The sequence below is a fragment of the Burkholderia sp. ZZQ-2 genome (assembly GCF_050768715.1).
GTDB lineage: Bacteria > Pseudomonadota > Gammaproteobacteria > Burkholderiales > Burkholderiaceae > Burkholderia > Burkholderia cepacia.
This window is the reverse complement of record NZ_LDVA01000348.1, coordinates 1-13,204: the sequence shown is the minus strand read 5'-3', so window position 1 is coordinate 13,204 and position 13,204 is coordinate 1. Positions and strand designations below refer to the sequence as shown.

Below are 13,204 nucleotides of genomic sequence, written 5' to 3'. Positions count from 1 at the left end.
TCAGCGCTTGATCTTCGCGAGCGGCGAATCGGGCGGATACGTCGGCGTGACCGGCTTCGGCGAACCGAGCATCACGCACATCAGCGCATCTTCCTCGCCGATGTTGATTTCCGTGCGATACACGCCCGGCGGCACCGAGATCAGGTCGCGCTCGCCGAGGATCGCTTCCCACGTCTCGCCGTCGCGCTCGCAGATCACCTTCATCTTGCCGCGCAGCACGAAGAAGATCTCTTCCACGTCGATGTGGATGTGGCTCGGGCCGATGTTGCCGGCCGGGATGACCATCGTCGAGAACGTGAAGTTGCCGGCCGGCACCGTGTTGACGTCCTTCGCGACGCCCGTGCCGCCCGTGCCGACGTAGCGCATCTGCGCGCGGCGGTACTTCGGGTCGTAGTCGGCCTGGAACTTCAGTGCGTCCCAGTCGTAGCGCCGCGTCGCGTAGCGAGCAACGCGCCCTTCCATCCAGTCGTTGAAGCTTGCGCCTTCCGGCTGGTCCCACGACTTGCGTTCGAGATCGGCGTCCGCCATCGTCCTCTCCTTCATCAGAGTGAAAACTTCAATTCAATTCATTACGAAGCCGCCGTTCACCGGCAGCAGTTGACCCGTCACGAAGCGCGCGCCGTCCGACAGCAGGAACAGCACGGGGCCCGTCACGTCGTCGGGCACCTGCGCGCGCGTCAATGCGCGGCCCTGCATGTAGAACGCGTGGCGCTCGGCCGGCACGTAGGCCGTCGCCTCGACTTCCGTCAGCCCCGGCGCGATCGCATTGACCGTCACGCCGTGCGCGCCGAACTCGCGTGCCTGCGCGTGCGTCATCGCGATCACCGCGCCCTTGCTCGCGACGTACGCGAGCAGCTTCGGCGCGCCCCACAGCGCGGTGTCCGATGCGAGGTTCACGATCGCGCCGCGACCCGACTGCGCGAGGTGCGGCAGCGCCGCATTGCTGACGAGCCACACGCCGCGCACGTTCACGTTCATCACCGCGTCCCAGGTCGACACGTCGAGCTCCGTCGACAATTTGCCGCCCGAGTTCGTGATCGCCGCGTTGTTGATCAGCGCATCGATGCCGCCGAGCGCCGCCGCGCCCTGCGCGACGAATGCGTCGACGCTCGCCGGATCGGCCAGGTCGAGCGTGAAGAAAAACGCGGTGTGGCCGGCCTGCGTGAGCTGCGCGGCCAGCGCGCGGCCCTCTTCGGCGAGCACGTCGCCGAACGCAACCTGCGCACCCGCCGCGACCAGCGCCTTCACGAACGCCGCGCCCAGCCCGCGCGCGCCGCCCGTGACGAGCACGCGGCGCCCCGGCAGCGACACGACCGGAGCGAGCTCAGCCATTCGAGGGCTCCGCCGCGGCCTGCGCCGCGCGATGCGCGTCGAGCGCGGAAAGATGCTCCTGCGCACGCTGGCGCAGCATCCGGCGCACGCGCGTGATGCCGACGTCGTGCTGGTACAGGTATTCGTGATCGCGCGCGTGCGGCGCGAGGCTTTCGAGGACGTAGCGGTCCTGCTCGAGCACGTCCCAGTGCAGGCCCTCGAGGCGGTTGCGGTACATGAAGCGCCACACGTCGCGCTGCCAGCCGCTGACCTTGCGCGTGCGCCAGAAATAGACCTGGCAGTTGTCGCCGTCGACCGGCGTCGCGAAGCCGATGATCCCGAAGTTGCCGCCGGGGCCGAACTTCTGCTTGTACGGAATCGCGAGGCGCATCCACAGGCAGCCCGTTTCGCCGAGCTCGACCCAGTCGAAGTTCACGTCGCGCTGGCCGATCTTCTCGAACATCAAGCCCGTTTCCGTCTTGCGCACGCGCATGTCGGCCTGCTTGTCGCCTTCGGCCATCGAATGCGACGTCGCGTGCAGGTACGCGCCGTGCATCGGGTCCATCACGTTGTCGATCGCGTACTGGTAATTGCACTTCCAGTTCGATACGCACAGGAAGTGGCCGTATTCGTCGGCGACCAGTTCTTCCGGCAGGTTCAGCGGCGCCGGCTCGCCGTGCGCTTCGTCGCCGAACCACAGGAAGATCGCGCCGGCCTTCTCCTCGACCGGATAGGACTTCACGCACTTCGTACCTTCGAGCGGACAGTTCGACACGGCCGGCACGCGGTTGACCGTGCCGCCGCCGTCGACTTCGATGCCGTGATACCAGCACGCGATGTTGCCGCCGAGGTTCCAGCCGAGCGACAGGCGTGCGCCGCGGTGCGGGCAGCGATCTTCGAGTGCGTGAACCTTGCCCTCGTGATCGCGCCACAGCACGATCTGCTCGGACAGGCGCGTGAGGCCGACGGGTGCGTTCGACACCTGCCAGCTCGGCGCGACGGGATACCAGTAGTTCTTGATGCCACGGTCGAGATAGTCACGGACCGGGTCGTGTTGGACTGCGTGTTGTACGGGGGACGTCATCAGTGTGCTCCGGATGCGGTTGTCGTCGGGTCGGCGGTCACGCGCTCGGCGCGGTCATTCCGCGAGCGAGGCCATTTCGGCGCGGAAACGCTCGGCGGTCCACGCGGTGCCGTCCGGTGCGCGGAAGCCGATGCGGTTCAGGCCCGCGACGACATCGTCCAGCTCGGTCGCGCCGGCTTCGAACACGCGTTCGAGCGCATCGCCGAGGTCGTTTTCGTACTGGGTCGGGGCGGCCTTGCGGTTCTGCCAGACCTGGTTCTCGACCTGGCCGGGGATCTCGATCTGCCCCTTGCCCGCGACGTTGTTCGGCTGCGGCGCCACCCACGGCTTCAGGAAGGGATTGAAGTTGACGGTCGCTTCTTTCATCGGTTACTCCACCTTGATCTGGATTTCCTCGCCGGCAAGGCGCACCGCGTACTGCTTCAGCGCGCGCCCGCCCGGACCCTTCAGGCATTCGCCCGTCCTGATGTCGAACACGGCCTCGTGCAGCGGGCATTCGACCGTGCCTTCGTCGACGAACCCCTGCGTCAGCAGCGCGTACGCATGCGGGCACACGTTCTCGAGCGCATACACGTCGTCGCCGACGCGGTAGATCCCGATTTCGACGCCGTCGGTCCGCTTGAACTCGATCGGCGTGTCTTCCGACAGCGCGCCGGCGTGCCCGGCGCAAATCCATTGTTCAGACATCTCACACCCTTCCTTCTGATCGACTCTCGGTTTGTTCCTATTTGTTCCATACCCGGAACATCAGTTTATGGATGGTGATTATAGGAGCGACTTTTCACGAGTAAAACAAAAAGCTGCACGCCCTAGGGAAAACACCGACCATCGGGTCGGCAGTCGCTTCCGCCTGCCTTGCCAAATGTAATTTTTTGTTGTGCGGCGGGCATTTACCGCCTTTTTTCGGGCGTCGTGCACCGCAACCGGGCAGCGGCACGGATTCCATCCGTCCCGAAAAAATTATTTTTGATACGGCGCTCGACGCCCCTATACTCCATTCCATCAGAGGCACATTGTTCCTTGTATGGAACATAAAGAATGCCCGCTCGATGGCGAAGACGCGCAACGGCAGGCCGTTCCCGCGCAGGCCGCCACGGCACGTTTTCATCAGGTTGGAGATTCAGGAGATCAAATGGTCAAGCATGCGGTAGCAGCAACAGTGATCGGATTGGGCGCCGTGTCGGGCGCGTGGGCGCAGAGCAGCGTGGTGCTGTACGGCAGCATGGATGCGGGGGTCGCGTACGTGAACAACGTCGGCGGCCATGCGAAATGGGCGATGATCCAGGGCAATACGCAGCCCGACCGGTGGGGCCTGAAGGGCAAGGAAGACCTCGGCGACGGCCTGTCGGCGATCTTCCAGCTCGAAAACGGCTTCTATACGAACAACGGCCAGTTCGCGACCGCGAACACGATCTGGAACCGCGCGGCCTTCGTCGGCCTCAGCTCGGAACGCTACGGCACGCTGACGCTCGGCCGCCAGACGCCGCTGTCGTTCGACTATCTCGATCCGCTCAGCACGGCCTACCTCGCGATGAGCTGGTATGCGTTCCACCCCGGCAACATCGACGGGCTCGCCGCGACCGGCAACGTGCCGTACAACAACGCGGTCAAGTATCGTTCGCCGACCTTCGCGGGCTTCTCGGCCGCCGCCACGATGGCGCTCGGCAACACGACGAACTTCTCGACCGGCAAGTCGGTCGGCGTCGCGCTGAACTACGCGAACGGGCCGTTCAAGGCGTCGGCCGTGTACTCGAGCGAGCACGATCGCTCGATCCTGATCGGCACGACCGGCATTACGTCGTTCCAGGGGCAGAACACCGCGAACGGCTACATCGCGAACAAGGTCGAGAACATCGGCGCGGGCGCGTCCTACCAGTTCGGCGACTTCCTCGTGCATGGCCTGTACACGCGCACGAAAATGCAGTCGAACGGCTATTCGGACACGTTCCAGAGCTACGACGCGGGCGTGAACTATCGCAGCAGCGCGTTCAACACGATCGCGGGCGGCGCAGCAACCACGACGCTGGCCGGCCGCCGCTGGACGCAGGTCGAACTCGGCGACATCTATTCGCTGTCGAAGCGCACGCAACTCTATGCGAACGTGCTGTACGAGCACGGTTCGGGCGGCGCAAAGGCCGCGTTCTTCACGGCCGGCGTGTCGAGCACCGCGAACCAGGTGGTCGTGCTCACCGGGATCCACCACTCGTTCTGAACGGCGTCAGGCAGTCGGTACCTGAAATGAAATGAGGGGCCCGCGGGCCCCTCGTTTTTTGATTGCGGTGCCGCGTGCGGCGGCCCGCCCGACAAGTCGGCGTCAGAACATCGCGACCTTGTGGCGCGCGTGCGCGAACGTCGGGTCGCTTTCGAGCGGACGATAGTTCAGGCGCTGGGACAGGTCGACCGCCGCGCCGCACACGGCTTCGACGAGCCGCTCCTTCTCGCCGGCCTCGCCGATCTCCGAGCGCGGCACCGTCGCGGTGATCGCCGCGACGATCGAGCCCGAATGATCTCGCACGGGCGCCGTGACCGCTGAAATGCCGCTCTCGAACGCCGCCTCGCTGACCGCATAACCGAGCCGCGCGTAATGGCGCACACGCTCGTACAGTTCGTCGACGGTGCCCGGCGTGCGCTCGGTGAACTGCTCGAGCCGCTTTTCCGGATAGAGCTGGCGCAGTGCGTCGCGCGTCAGGTCGCCCATCAACACGTGGCCATGCACGGTCGCATGCGCGGGCAGGCGCGTGCCGACGTGCACCTTCACCGAACCGAACATCGACGCGTTGCTCTGCGCCTTCGCGACGAACACGACGTCGCGCTGGTCGCGGATCAGCAGATGCGTCGACAGCCCCGTCGTATCGCGCAGCCGCTCGAGCACGGGCGTGCCGAGATCGGTCAGTTCGAGCGAATTCAGGTATTCGAAGCCGAGCCGCAGCACGCCGACGCCGAGCCGGAAATAACGGTCGCCGTTCACGCGCTCGAGGAAACCGAGCGCTTCGAGCGTCTGCAGCAGGCGGAACGTGGTCGTGCGCGGAATGCCGATGCGCTTCGACAACTCGGGCGCGCCGAGCACGGGCTCGCGCGCGGAGAATTCGGCGAGGATCCGCAGCCCGCGTTCGAGCCCCGGCACCAGGTAGGACGATGCGCCGCCGGACGATTCGTCGTCGCCGGGCGCCGCGGATTCAGGCGCGTCGCTCATCGTTGTCTTGACCATGTGGACATGGACGGAAGGAAATCAATCACGAAACGGGTCATGGATCGTCGTGGACAGGCGGCCATGCGAGCCCGGCGCGCACGCGGGCTCGCACCCGCGTGAATCGCCGCGGCGCGGCATGCGCTTCCACGGCCCCACGAATAGTCATTCACGGTCGAGAGGATAGCAGCGATGGACAGCGCGGCGCCATGCGGAAATCGCCGGACGACGCGATGCCGGCTGTGGGCGCGGCGCGCGGCGGCCGGCGTGGCAGCCGAAGCCGCGCCGCCTACAGGCGCGACAGGTGAACCCGGATGTTCGCGCGGTCATACGTGAATCCGCCGGCCGCGTCCGGCTCGAGCACCCGCGCAAGGTCGACCGCGTACATCCAGCCGCTGCCCAGGCGGCCCCCGTTGATCGCCCGGATCCGGCTGCCGCCGACGGCGATCGCGGCATGAAAAACGGTGCCGCCCCGCGAGAAGCCGACCGCGGTTCCGGCCGGAATGCTCGCGCGCCCGTCCCACTCGCCGCCGGTCTCGAAGTTGAAGCGGGTCCGCCAGTGCTGGCCGATCGTGTCGAGCAGCGCACCGGGCGCGATCATCGCGTCACTGCGCAGCAGATACCGGACATAGGCCGCGGCGTCATAGCAGACGCCGCCGGACACGTATTCGTTGATGTCAGCCATGCCGAACATCAGCGCCTGCGCGTGCTTCTGCCGTTCGGCGAAACCGGATTGGGCGACGTGCCCGCCTAACTGGCTCAGTTGCATGGGTGGCTCCTCGTGAAGAAGCAGGACGTCATCGTCCTGCTGACGCAATAACGTCATATGCTATTACGATATCCGGCCACGCCCGCATTCCGGCCCGGGCGTCACGGCATGCGGGCGGCCGATGCCGGCGCGGCAGCGGCCGCATCGGGATTCGGCGCGAGCCGCAGGCGCACGCGCAACGGCTGCAGCATGTCGGGCGGCGGCAGTTCCGCCAGCGGGCCGGCCGTAAGCAGTTGCCGCAGTGTCGCGTCTGCATCGGGATCGCCGAGCGACGCGAATTCGACACGCGTGACGGCGCCGTTCGGGCCGATCCACGCGCGCACGACGATCGCGGGCGGCGGCGCGGCGGCGCTCGCGTTCAGCACGCGCGCCTCGAGATGGCGGTGCAGCCGATCGCGCGCATCACGGCACCCAGCGCCAGCGCGATCAGCAACTCGATCAGCGTGAATCCCCGTTGCGGCGTCCGCGCCGTGCGCGATCCGCCGCGCGCATGGCGGTTGTAGTCGGTTCTGTCGTCGCACATGACCGGCATTCTTGTCGATGGATCGTCGTCCGGCGTCCGGCGTTCCGATCGCGGCACGCAGCCGCATCGCCGGCGCGACGGACGCCGTGCACGGACGTCAAGCGCCGCGTATGGCACACACGTGTCGAATGGTACGGACCATTTGGCGCGGGCAGCCCGGACGGACAGGCACCCGGGCGCGCCGCATCCGCTGTCGCGCGACGGGCACGGCACAACGCGGCCCGGCGGGCGGGTAAACGGATGGAAAACGGGAAGCGATCGAAAGAAACACCCGGCAGCGGGTGGTGAGCGGTGAAGGCGATCCTCGGGCGGGATCGCCGCGACGGCGTCAGGCCGTCACGGCGGCGTCATACTCGGCGCGGGCAAGCTGGCCGGCGGCATAAGCCTCGGCCTCGCCGCGAAAGCCTTCCCGGCTGAACGCAACGACTTTCACGCCGACGCCGGTCGCCCGCTTCACCGTCAGCGCCCATTGCCATCCGCCGTCTTGTTCAAAGACGTGCAGCGAGGGTTCGAAGGAAGGGTCGATTACGGTCACGCGTTTTACTCCTGCCCCCTTGCGCGCCGCATCGGCGACGCTCGGGGCATGTCGAAAGGGTCGCGCCGGGATACGACGCGCTTCTGCCATTCGACAGTCTAGTCAAGGATTGTTGCGACGCACCATCAGAGGTTTCACTCATCTATCGGTACCGGGCGGTCGATCGAATCTACCTGAAACCCATATGGGATGGGGCTCAGCACCGTTTCGCGGCGCACGGCGCGACATTCGTGCGGCAACGTGCCGCACACGCGACCGCTTGCCTGTGTCGGTCGCCCGTGCCCCACAAAGAACCGGGGCGCGAATCGCCCGGCGATCCGGGCACCTCGGCGACGAGGATCGTTACCGGCCCGTACCAGCCGGCATCACGCGCCGGAACGTCAGGTTCACGCGCTCGCCCTGCACGCCCGGCGCCTTCGGCACGCGATGCTGCCATTCGGCCTGCGTGCGCCCGCGCATCACGAGCAGGCTGCCGTGCACGAGGCGATACGCATGCGTGACACCGGTCGCGCGATGACGCAGGTCGAACACGCGCATCGCACCGAGGCTCACCGACGCGATCACCGGCGCATCGCCAAGCTCGGGCTCGTTGTCCGCGTGCCAGCCGAGGCTGTCCAGCCCGTTGCGGTAGCGGTTGAGTAGCACGCTGTTGAAACGCGCGCCGCACGTCGCCTCGACCGCGCGCTTCAGGTCGAACACTGCCGGTGTCCACGGCGCCGGCACGTTGCGGATCCCCGAATACACGTAAACGGCATCCGGCTCGCCCTGCCATGCGGTGAGCCGCGGCAACGGAATGCGTCCGCGCGGCGTGCGGATCGTGTCCTGACGCCACGCGACCTCGTCGATCAGCGCGGCCAGCGCGCGATCGGCATCGGGCGGCGCCAGCCAGTCCGGGTACCAGTCCACGTCGGGTGCGGGCGTGTCAGCAAAGAGATCGGGCGTCGACATGTCGGGAGGAACGGGCGATGAGCGGAGCGAACGGTGCATGCCTGCATACTAGCCAACGGCATCGCACGCCGCCATGCGCTGTCATTCGCAGACGAGGCAGGCTGCCGCCCGCCCGGCTCCCGCTGACGACGGGCGGGCGCCGGCCCAGCGAATGGTTTTCCCCGGACGGAAACCGTGCGCTACCCGCCGCGCGTCAGCCGGATCAGCGTGATCTCTGACGGCACGCCGAAGCGGTTCGGCGGCCCCCAGTATCCGGTGCCGCGGCTCGTATAGAGCCACAGATCGCCGAAACGGCTCAGCCCGCCGATCACCGGCTGCTGCAATCGCACGAACGGCGGCCACGGCAGGAACTGGCCGCCGTGGGTGTGCCCCGACAACTGCACGGTAAACCCCGCGCGGTTGGCCGCTTCCGCGCTGCGCGGCTGGTGCGCGAGCAGGATCTTCGTGGCCACCTCGCGCGGCGCACCCGCCAGCGCCTGCTCGGGATCGCTGCGATGGGCGGGATCGAAACCGCCCGCCGTGAAGTCGGTGACGCCCGCGAGCACCGCGTGCGCGCCGTCGTGATCGATCAGCACGTGCTCGTTGAGCAGCACCGTCAGCCCGATGCGCCGGAATTCGTCGATCCACGCGTGCGCGCCTGCGTAATACTCGTGGTTGCCCGTCACCAGGAAGCTGCCGTGCCGCGACTGCATGCGGCCGAGCGGCGCCGTGTGCTCGCGCAGGCGCTTGACCGAGCCGTCGACCACGTCGCCCGTCACGACGACGAGGTCGGCATCGAGCGCATTGACCGCGCGCACGATCCGTTCGACATAGGGCCGCTTGATCGTCGGCCCGACGTGGATGTCGGACAGTTGCACGATCGTCAGCCCGTCGAGCCCCGCCGGCAGCCCCTCGACCGGGATCGACACACGCTTGACCGCCGCCGTGCGGCGCGCGCCGACGAACCCGACCACGGTAACGAACGCCGCACCGACCAGCACGCCGAGCGCCGTGCCGGTCGCCGCGCCGGGCCACGCGCCGTCGTGCCCGAGATGCCGCCATGCAAACACGCCGAGCAGCACGAATTCGCGGAGGAAAGTCAGCAGGAGCAGCGACGAGAAGAAGCCCATCACGACCGATCCGGCCCAGCCGACCAGTGTCGCGGCCCAGCCTTCGTCGAAGCGGCGCGAGAACATGCCGACCGGAATCAGCACGACGAAGCTCGCCAGCACGAGCGCCGCGATCGTGCGCACGACCGGCGACGCGAACGCATCGGGAATGATCCGCATCCCGACGTACAGATGGAACAACACGCCGATTGCAATGAACCGGACAAAAAAACTTCGCATGGAACGTTCACCTTCGTTGCGATACGGCCTTGACGCTTCCGCGACGTGCGTTGCACGAGGCCGTGAGGCTCCGTTCCGCGCGCCGCGCCATGCGTACGATGGTACACAGATCGCGGCGGCGACGACCGGTCGCCGGAATTGGCGTCGATGCCGTCCGGCACGGCGCGCGACCGCGTCCTCATCGGCCCGCCAGGTCAGCCTGATTCCCGCGCGTTAGAACGACAATCGCCCGTTTCCGCACCGATTCCGCTCTCCCGACATCGCAAATTCAGCCACGCTCCGTTCGTCTGACGATCCTTTACAGTCCGTTAGCAACCCTACGCGAGCCCGCACTGGCAGAATCGCGACGACCCGGTCTGCGTTGCCCCCGGTTGCGGACACGCGATGCGGGCCATGCGGACACGCCCCCTGAACCGCCACCGCCCCGCCATGGTGAGCAGGAAGGATGGCTGGCGATCCGCATCGCGCTGATTTATTATCGGCTCCGTATCCCGGAATCGTCGTCGCGGCGACGATCCACATTGCGCCGCGCCCGGCATCCACCCCCACCGTCGAGCTCGTCACATCATGAGAAAAACAACGCCGCGCGCGCCCTTGCGCGTCGCCGCCGTCCTTGCGCCAGCCCTGCCGCTCGCGGGCTGCGCATCGCGCGGCGCACCGTCGTACGTCCTGTTCGGCGCATATTTCCCGCTTTGGCTCGTCAGCGCGATCGTCGGCGTGATCGGTGCGATCGTCGCGCACCGCGTATTCGTCTCGACCGGCTGGGCCGCCACGGTGCCCTACCAGCTTGCCGTCTGCACCGCGATCGGGCTCGTGGTCGCCGTGATCGTGTGGCTCACCGGCACGGGGCCGTTCGCATGAAGGCCGCCGGCACCGCCCGCCCCTCCGTCAAAGGCCGCGTGATCGCCCTCGCGATCGTCGCGCTCGGCATCGCCGCACTCGTATACGCGTACCACCGCACGACGGCCTACCCGTCCACCGACGACGCGTCGATCGACGCGGACGTCGTGCACGTCGCGTCGCCGGTCGGCGGCCGCATCGTGCAGCTCGCGGTGCATGAAAACCAGCGCGTCGCGAAGGGCGACCTGCTGTACGTGATCGATCCCGTGCCGTACCGTCTGACCGTTGCGCAGGCGCAGGCCGATCTCGAGCTCGCGCGCGCGTCGCTCGACACGCGCCGCCGTTCGCTGATCGGCGAGCGCTCGAACGCGGCCGTGGCCGCCGAGCAGGTCAAGCGCGCGACGCAGAACCACGATCTCGCGACGCGCGACGTGAACCGGCTCGCCCCGCTCGCCGCGCAGGGCTACGTCAGCGCGCAGCAGTTCGACCAGGCGAAGGTTCGCCAGCGCGACGCAGCCGTGTCGCTCACGCAGGCACAGGAACAGCAGCGCGCGTCCGCGCAGACGATCGGCGACGAAGCCGACGCGATCGCGACGCTGCATGCGCGCGAGGCCGCGCTGGCGCGCGCGCAGCATGCGCTCGAAGACACCGTCGTGCGCGCGCCGCACGACGGGCTCGTGACGGGCCTGACCGTTCTCGCCGGCGAAACCCTCGCGCCGAACCAGTCGATCTTCACGCTGATCGACGCACGCGAATGGTTCGCGGTCGGCAATTTCCGCGAGACGGCACTGAGCCGCATCGCGGTCGGCGACTGCGCGACCGTGTATTCGATGATCGACCGCAGCCGCCCGCTGACGGGCAAGGTCGTCGGCATCGGCGCCGGCATCGCCGACAGCGCGCGCATCAACCTGCCGCGCTCGCTGCCGATCGTGCAGAACTCGGTGAACTGGGTGCACGTCGCGCAGCGCTTCCCGGTGCGCGTGAAGCTCGACGAACCCGACGGCACGCTCGTGCGCGTCGGTGCCAGCGCGATCGTCGAGGTCCGGCATGGCACTGCCTGCCGCTGAGGTTCGCTCGCCGGGCCCGCGCGAAGTCCTGCGGCTGCTCGCACCGTTTCCGGGGCGCGCGTCGATTGCCGCGCGGGTCGCACTGATCTGCGCGCTGACCGCGTTCGTGACGGCCGCATACGGCACGCCCGAAGCCGCGCTGTCCGCGTACGTCGTGTTCTTCATGATCCGTGCCGACCGCGTGACGAGCGTCGTGCTCGCGGCCGCGCTGCTGCTGATCGTCACGATCGTGATCGGGCTCGTGCTTGGCATCGCGATCTTCAGCATCGACTATTCAATCCTGCGGGTCGCGTGCATGGCCGTGCTGTCGGTCGCGCTCCTGTACCTGACTTCCGCCAGCAAGCTGCGCCCGGTGGGCGCGATCCTCGCGATGATCGTCGGCTTCGGGCTCGACCAGCTCGGCCTCGCGCCGTTCGGCGAAGCCGCGACGCGCGCGCTGCTGTACATCTGGCTGACGATCGCGATCCCGGCCGGTGTCGCGATCGTCGTCAACCTGCTGATCGCGCCGTCGCCGCGCAAGCTCGCGCACGCACAGCTCGCGAAGCGCCTGCGGCTCGCCGCGCAGCGGCTGCGCGGCGACGATGCGGCGCGCGACGCATTCGATGCCAGCCTTCACGAAGGCGACAAGCAGCTGCTCACGTGGCTCAAGCTGTCGACGCTCGAAGGCTCGTCGTCCGCCGCCGACTTCGCGGCGTTGCGGCAGGCCGTGGCATCGAGCACCGCGCTGCTCGTCGGCGTCGCGCTTGCCGATCGCGAACCGGGCGCGCGCCTGCCCGACACGTACGCCACCCCGATCGCCGCGACGCTCGACGAGATGGCCGACATCCTCGATCAGGGCGGCTACCCCGTCGACGTGACGCTCACGCTGCCGCCGGCCGACACATTGCCGCCGCTCGCGCGCGTCGCCGTCACGGATATCCATGCGGCAATCACGCGCTTCGCGGAACCGGTCGCAGCGGCCGAAGCCGCGACGGATGCACCGGCGGCCGCGGCCAACACGCCGGCGGCCGCGCACGGAACGCCTGCCGCCGCGGAAGCCGCGGCGCCGCCCGCACCGCGCGGCGGCTTCTTCCTGCCCGACGCACGCACCAATCCCGACCACATCCGCTATGCACTGAAGACGACCGCCGCGGCGATCTTCTGCTATTTGCTGTATTCGCAGCTCGACTGGTCGGGCATCCATACGTGCGTCGTCACCTGCTACATCGTGTCGCTCGGTTCGACGGCCGAGACGGTCGAGAAGCTCACGCTGCGGATTCTCGGCTGCATCGTCGGCGCGCTGCTCGGCACAGCGGCACTTGTCTTCGTCGTGCCGTCGCTGTCGTCGGTCGGCCATCTGATGGCGCTCGTATTCGCCGGTGGCTGGCTCGCCGCGTGGGTCGCATTCGGCTCGCCGCGCATCGCGTACGCGGGCTTCCAGATCGCGTTCGCGTTTTTCCTGTGCGTGATCCAGGGCGCCGGCCCCGGTTTCGACCTGACGATCGCGCGCGACCGCACGATCGGCATCCTGCTCGGCAACGTCGTCGTGTATCTCGTGTTCACGCGCATCTGGCCCGTCAGCATCGGCAAGCAGATCGACGCCGGGCTCGCCGCGCTGACGGACCAGTGGCGG

General features: G+C 67.8%; 16 protein-coding genes and 1 pseudogene. 4 read left to right on the top strand and 13 right to left on the bottom strand.

What is annotated here, in order from left to right; translation table 11 throughout:
• The 6 genes from ABY44_RS33550 to ABY44_RS33525 form a co-directional block, all read right to left on the bottom strand.
• The gene (locus ABY44_RS33550) at nucleotides 1-528 is read right to left on the bottom strand and encodes a cupin domain-containing protein (protein WP_021161513.1); all 528 of its coding nucleotides are present in this window, start codon (nucleotides 526-528) and stop codon (nucleotides 1-3) included.
• Between the two features lie 33 nt (nucleotides 529-561).
• Nucleotides 562-1,332 carry an SDR family oxidoreductase gene (locus ABY44_RS33545; RefSeq protein ID WP_027789381.1) on the bottom strand — a complete coding sequence of 257 codons (771 nt, stop codon included), beginning with the start codon at nucleotides 1,330-1,332 and terminating at the stop codon, nucleotides 562-564.
• Nucleotides 1,325-2,395 carry an aromatic ring-hydroxylating oxygenase subunit alpha gene (locus ABY44_RS33540; RefSeq protein WP_059697603.1) on the bottom strand — a complete coding sequence of 357 codons (1,071 nt, stop codon included), beginning with the start codon at nucleotides 2,393-2,395 and terminating at the stop codon, nucleotides 1,325-1,327. The genes ABY44_RS33545 and ABY44_RS33540 overlap by 8 nt, the downstream gene beginning before the upstream one ends.
• A 54-nt stretch (nucleotides 2,396-2,449) precedes the next feature.
• Nucleotides 2,450-2,761, bottom strand: coding sequence for a recombinase-like helix-turn-helix domain-containing protein (locus ABY44_RS33535; RefSeq protein WP_027789383.1), 312 nt, complete (start codon nucleotides 2,759-2,761; stop codon nucleotides 2,450-2,452).
• A 3-nt stretch (nucleotides 2,762-2,764) separates the two neighbouring features.
• Complete coding sequence (locus ABY44_RS33530) at nucleotides 2,765-3,082, bottom strand: non-heme iron oxygenase ferredoxin subunit (RefSeq protein WP_027789384.1); 318 nt, start codon at nucleotides 3,080-3,082, stop codon at nucleotides 2,765-2,767.
• Between the two features lie 94 nt (nucleotides 3,083-3,176).
• Entirely contained in the window at nucleotides 3,177-3,503 is a 327-nt protein-coding gene (locus tag ABY44_RS33525; RefSeq protein WP_155637953.1) for a hypothetical protein, read from the bottom strand.
• Nucleotides 3,504-3,527: 24 nt separating this feature from the next.
• On the opposite strand from ABY44_RS33525, the gene ABY44_RS33520 reads away from it, so the two are divergent.
• Complete coding sequence (locus tag ABY44_RS33520; protein ID WP_060173497.1) at nucleotides 3,528-4,607, top strand: porin; 1,080 nt, start codon at nucleotides 3,528-3,530, stop codon at nucleotides 4,605-4,607.
• Nucleotides 4,608-4,709: 102 nt separating this feature from the next.
• Here ABY44_RS33520 and ABY44_RS33515 read toward each other — a convergent pair whose 3' ends face one another.
• The 7 genes and pseudogenes from ABY44_RS33515 to ABY44_RS33485 form a co-directional block, all read right to left on the bottom strand.
• Nucleotides 4,710-5,603 carry an IclR family transcriptional regulator gene (locus tag ABY44_RS33515; protein ID WP_027789387.1) on the bottom strand — a complete coding sequence of 298 codons (894 nt, stop codon included), beginning with the start codon at nucleotides 5,601-5,603 and terminating at the stop codon, nucleotides 4,710-4,712.
• A 268-nt stretch (nucleotides 5,604-5,871) separates the two neighbouring features.
• Complete coding sequence (gene tecA / locus ABY44_RS33510) at nucleotides 5,872-6,351, bottom strand: type 6 secretion system effector deamidase TecA (protein WP_021161519.1); 480 nt, start codon at nucleotides 6,349-6,351, stop codon at nucleotides 5,872-5,874.
• 101 nt (nucleotides 6,352-6,452) lie between these two features.
• Nucleotides 6,453-6,755: pseudogene (locus ABY44_RS33505) on the bottom strand (YbaB/EbfC family DNA-binding protein); the annotation flags it as partial.
• Complete coding sequence (locus ABY44_RS33500) at nucleotides 6,710-6,874, bottom strand: prepilin-type N-terminal cleavage/methylation domain-containing protein (protein ID WP_230948733.1); 165 nt, start codon at nucleotides 6,872-6,874, stop codon at nucleotides 6,710-6,712. The gene ABY44_RS33500 and the pseudogene ABY44_RS33505, both read right to left, overlap by 46 nt.
• A gap of 328 nt (nucleotides 6,875-7,202) precedes the next feature.
• Complete coding sequence (locus tag ABY44_RS33495; RefSeq protein ID WP_027789389.1) at nucleotides 7,203-7,409, bottom strand: hypothetical protein; 207 nt, start codon at nucleotides 7,407-7,409, stop codon at nucleotides 7,203-7,205.
• A 342-nt stretch (nucleotides 7,410-7,751) separates the two neighbouring features.
• Nucleotides 7,752-8,357: an alpha-ketoglutarate-dependent dioxygenase AlkB family protein gene (locus tag ABY44_RS33490; RefSeq protein ID WP_230948734.1), complete on the bottom strand. Its 606-nt coding sequence runs from the start codon at nucleotides 8,355-8,357 to the stop codon at nucleotides 7,752-7,754.
• A 179-nt stretch (nucleotides 8,358-8,536) separates the two neighbouring features.
• Nucleotides 8,537-9,685 (bottom strand): metallophosphoesterase, encoded by a 1,149-nt coding sequence (locus ABY44_RS33485; protein WP_060173499.1) that lies wholly within the window; start codon nucleotides 9,683-9,685, stop codon nucleotides 8,537-8,539.
• Nucleotides 9,686-10,252: 567 nt separating this feature from the next.
• Here ABY44_RS33485 and ABY44_RS33480 point away from each other — a divergent pair.
• The 3 genes from ABY44_RS33480 to ABY44_RS33470 all read left to right on the top strand — a co-directional run.
• Nucleotides 10,253-10,546 (top strand): hypothetical protein, encoded by a 294-nt coding sequence (locus ABY44_RS33480; protein ID WP_060083619.1) that lies wholly within the window; start codon nucleotides 10,253-10,255, stop codon nucleotides 10,544-10,546.
• Nucleotides 10,543-11,592 carry a multidrug transporter subunit MdtN gene (gene mdtN, locus ABY44_RS33475; RefSeq protein ID WP_059697609.1) on the top strand — a complete coding sequence of 350 codons (1,050 nt, stop codon included), beginning with the start codon at nucleotides 10,543-10,545 and terminating at the stop codon, nucleotides 11,590-11,592. The genes ABY44_RS33480 and mdtN overlap by 4 nt, the downstream gene beginning before the upstream one ends.
• A partial coding sequence (locus ABY44_RS33470; RefSeq protein WP_431643364.1) for an FUSC family protein occupies nucleotides 11,573-13,204 on the top strand: 1,632 nt, incomplete at its 3' end. The genes mdtN and ABY44_RS33470, both read left to right, overlap by 20 nt.

Excerpts from the sequence above, each read along its gene's own strand:
- ABY44_RS33550 (WP_021161513.1), bottom strand. The coding sequence starts at position 528 with ATGGCGGACGCCGATCTCGAACGCAAGTCGTGGGACCAGCCGGAAGGC.
- ABY44_RS33545 (WP_027789381.1), bottom strand. The coding sequence starts at position 1,332 with ATGGCTGAGCTCGCTCCGGTCGTGTCGCTGCCGGGGCGCCGCGTGCTC.
- ABY44_RS33540 (WP_059697603.1), bottom strand. The coding sequence starts at position 2,395 with ATGACGTCCCCCGTACAACACGCAGTCCAACACGACCCGGTCCGTGAC.
- ABY44_RS33535 (WP_027789383.1), bottom strand. The coding sequence starts at position 2,761 with ATGAAAGAAGCGACCGTCAACTTCAATCCCTTCCTGAAGCCGTGGGTG.
- ABY44_RS33530 (WP_027789384.1), bottom strand. The coding sequence starts at position 3,082 with ATGTCTGAACAATGGATTTGCGCCGGGCACGCCGGCGCGCTGTCGGAA.
- ABY44_RS33525 (WP_155637953.1), bottom strand. The coding sequence starts at position 3,503 with ATGAAAACGTGCCGTGGCGGCCTGCGCGGGAACGGCCTGCCGTTGCGC.
- ABY44_RS33520 (WP_060173497.1), top strand. The coding sequence starts at position 3,528 with ATGGTCAAGCATGCGGTAGCAGCAACAGTGATCGGATTGGGCGCCGTG.
- ABY44_RS33515 (WP_027789387.1), bottom strand. The coding sequence starts at position 5,603 with ATGGTCAAGACAACGATGAGCGACGCGCCTGAATCCGCGGCGCCCGGC.
- tecA (WP_021161519.1), bottom strand. The coding sequence starts at position 6,351 with ATGCAACTGAGCCAGTTAGGCGGGCACGTCGCCCAATCCGGTTTCGCC.
- ABY44_RS33500 (WP_230948733.1), bottom strand. The coding sequence starts at position 6,874 with ATGTGCGACGACAGAACCGACTACAACCGCCATGCGCGCGGCGGATCG.
- ABY44_RS33490 (WP_230948734.1), bottom strand. The coding sequence starts at position 8,357 with ATGTCGACGCCCGATCTCTTTGCTGACACGCCCGCACCCGACGTGGAC.
- ABY44_RS33485 (WP_060173499.1), bottom strand. The coding sequence starts at position 9,685 with ATGCGAAGTTTTTTTGTCCGGTTCATTGCAATCGGCGTGTTGTTCCAT.
- ABY44_RS33480 (WP_060083619.1), top strand. The coding sequence starts at position 10,253 with ATGAGAAAAACAACGCCGCGCGCGCCCTTGCGCGTCGCCGCCGTCCTT.
- mdtN (WP_059697609.1), top strand. The coding sequence starts at position 10,543 with ATGAAGGCCGCCGGCACCGCCCGCCCCTCCGTCAAAGGCCGCGTGATC.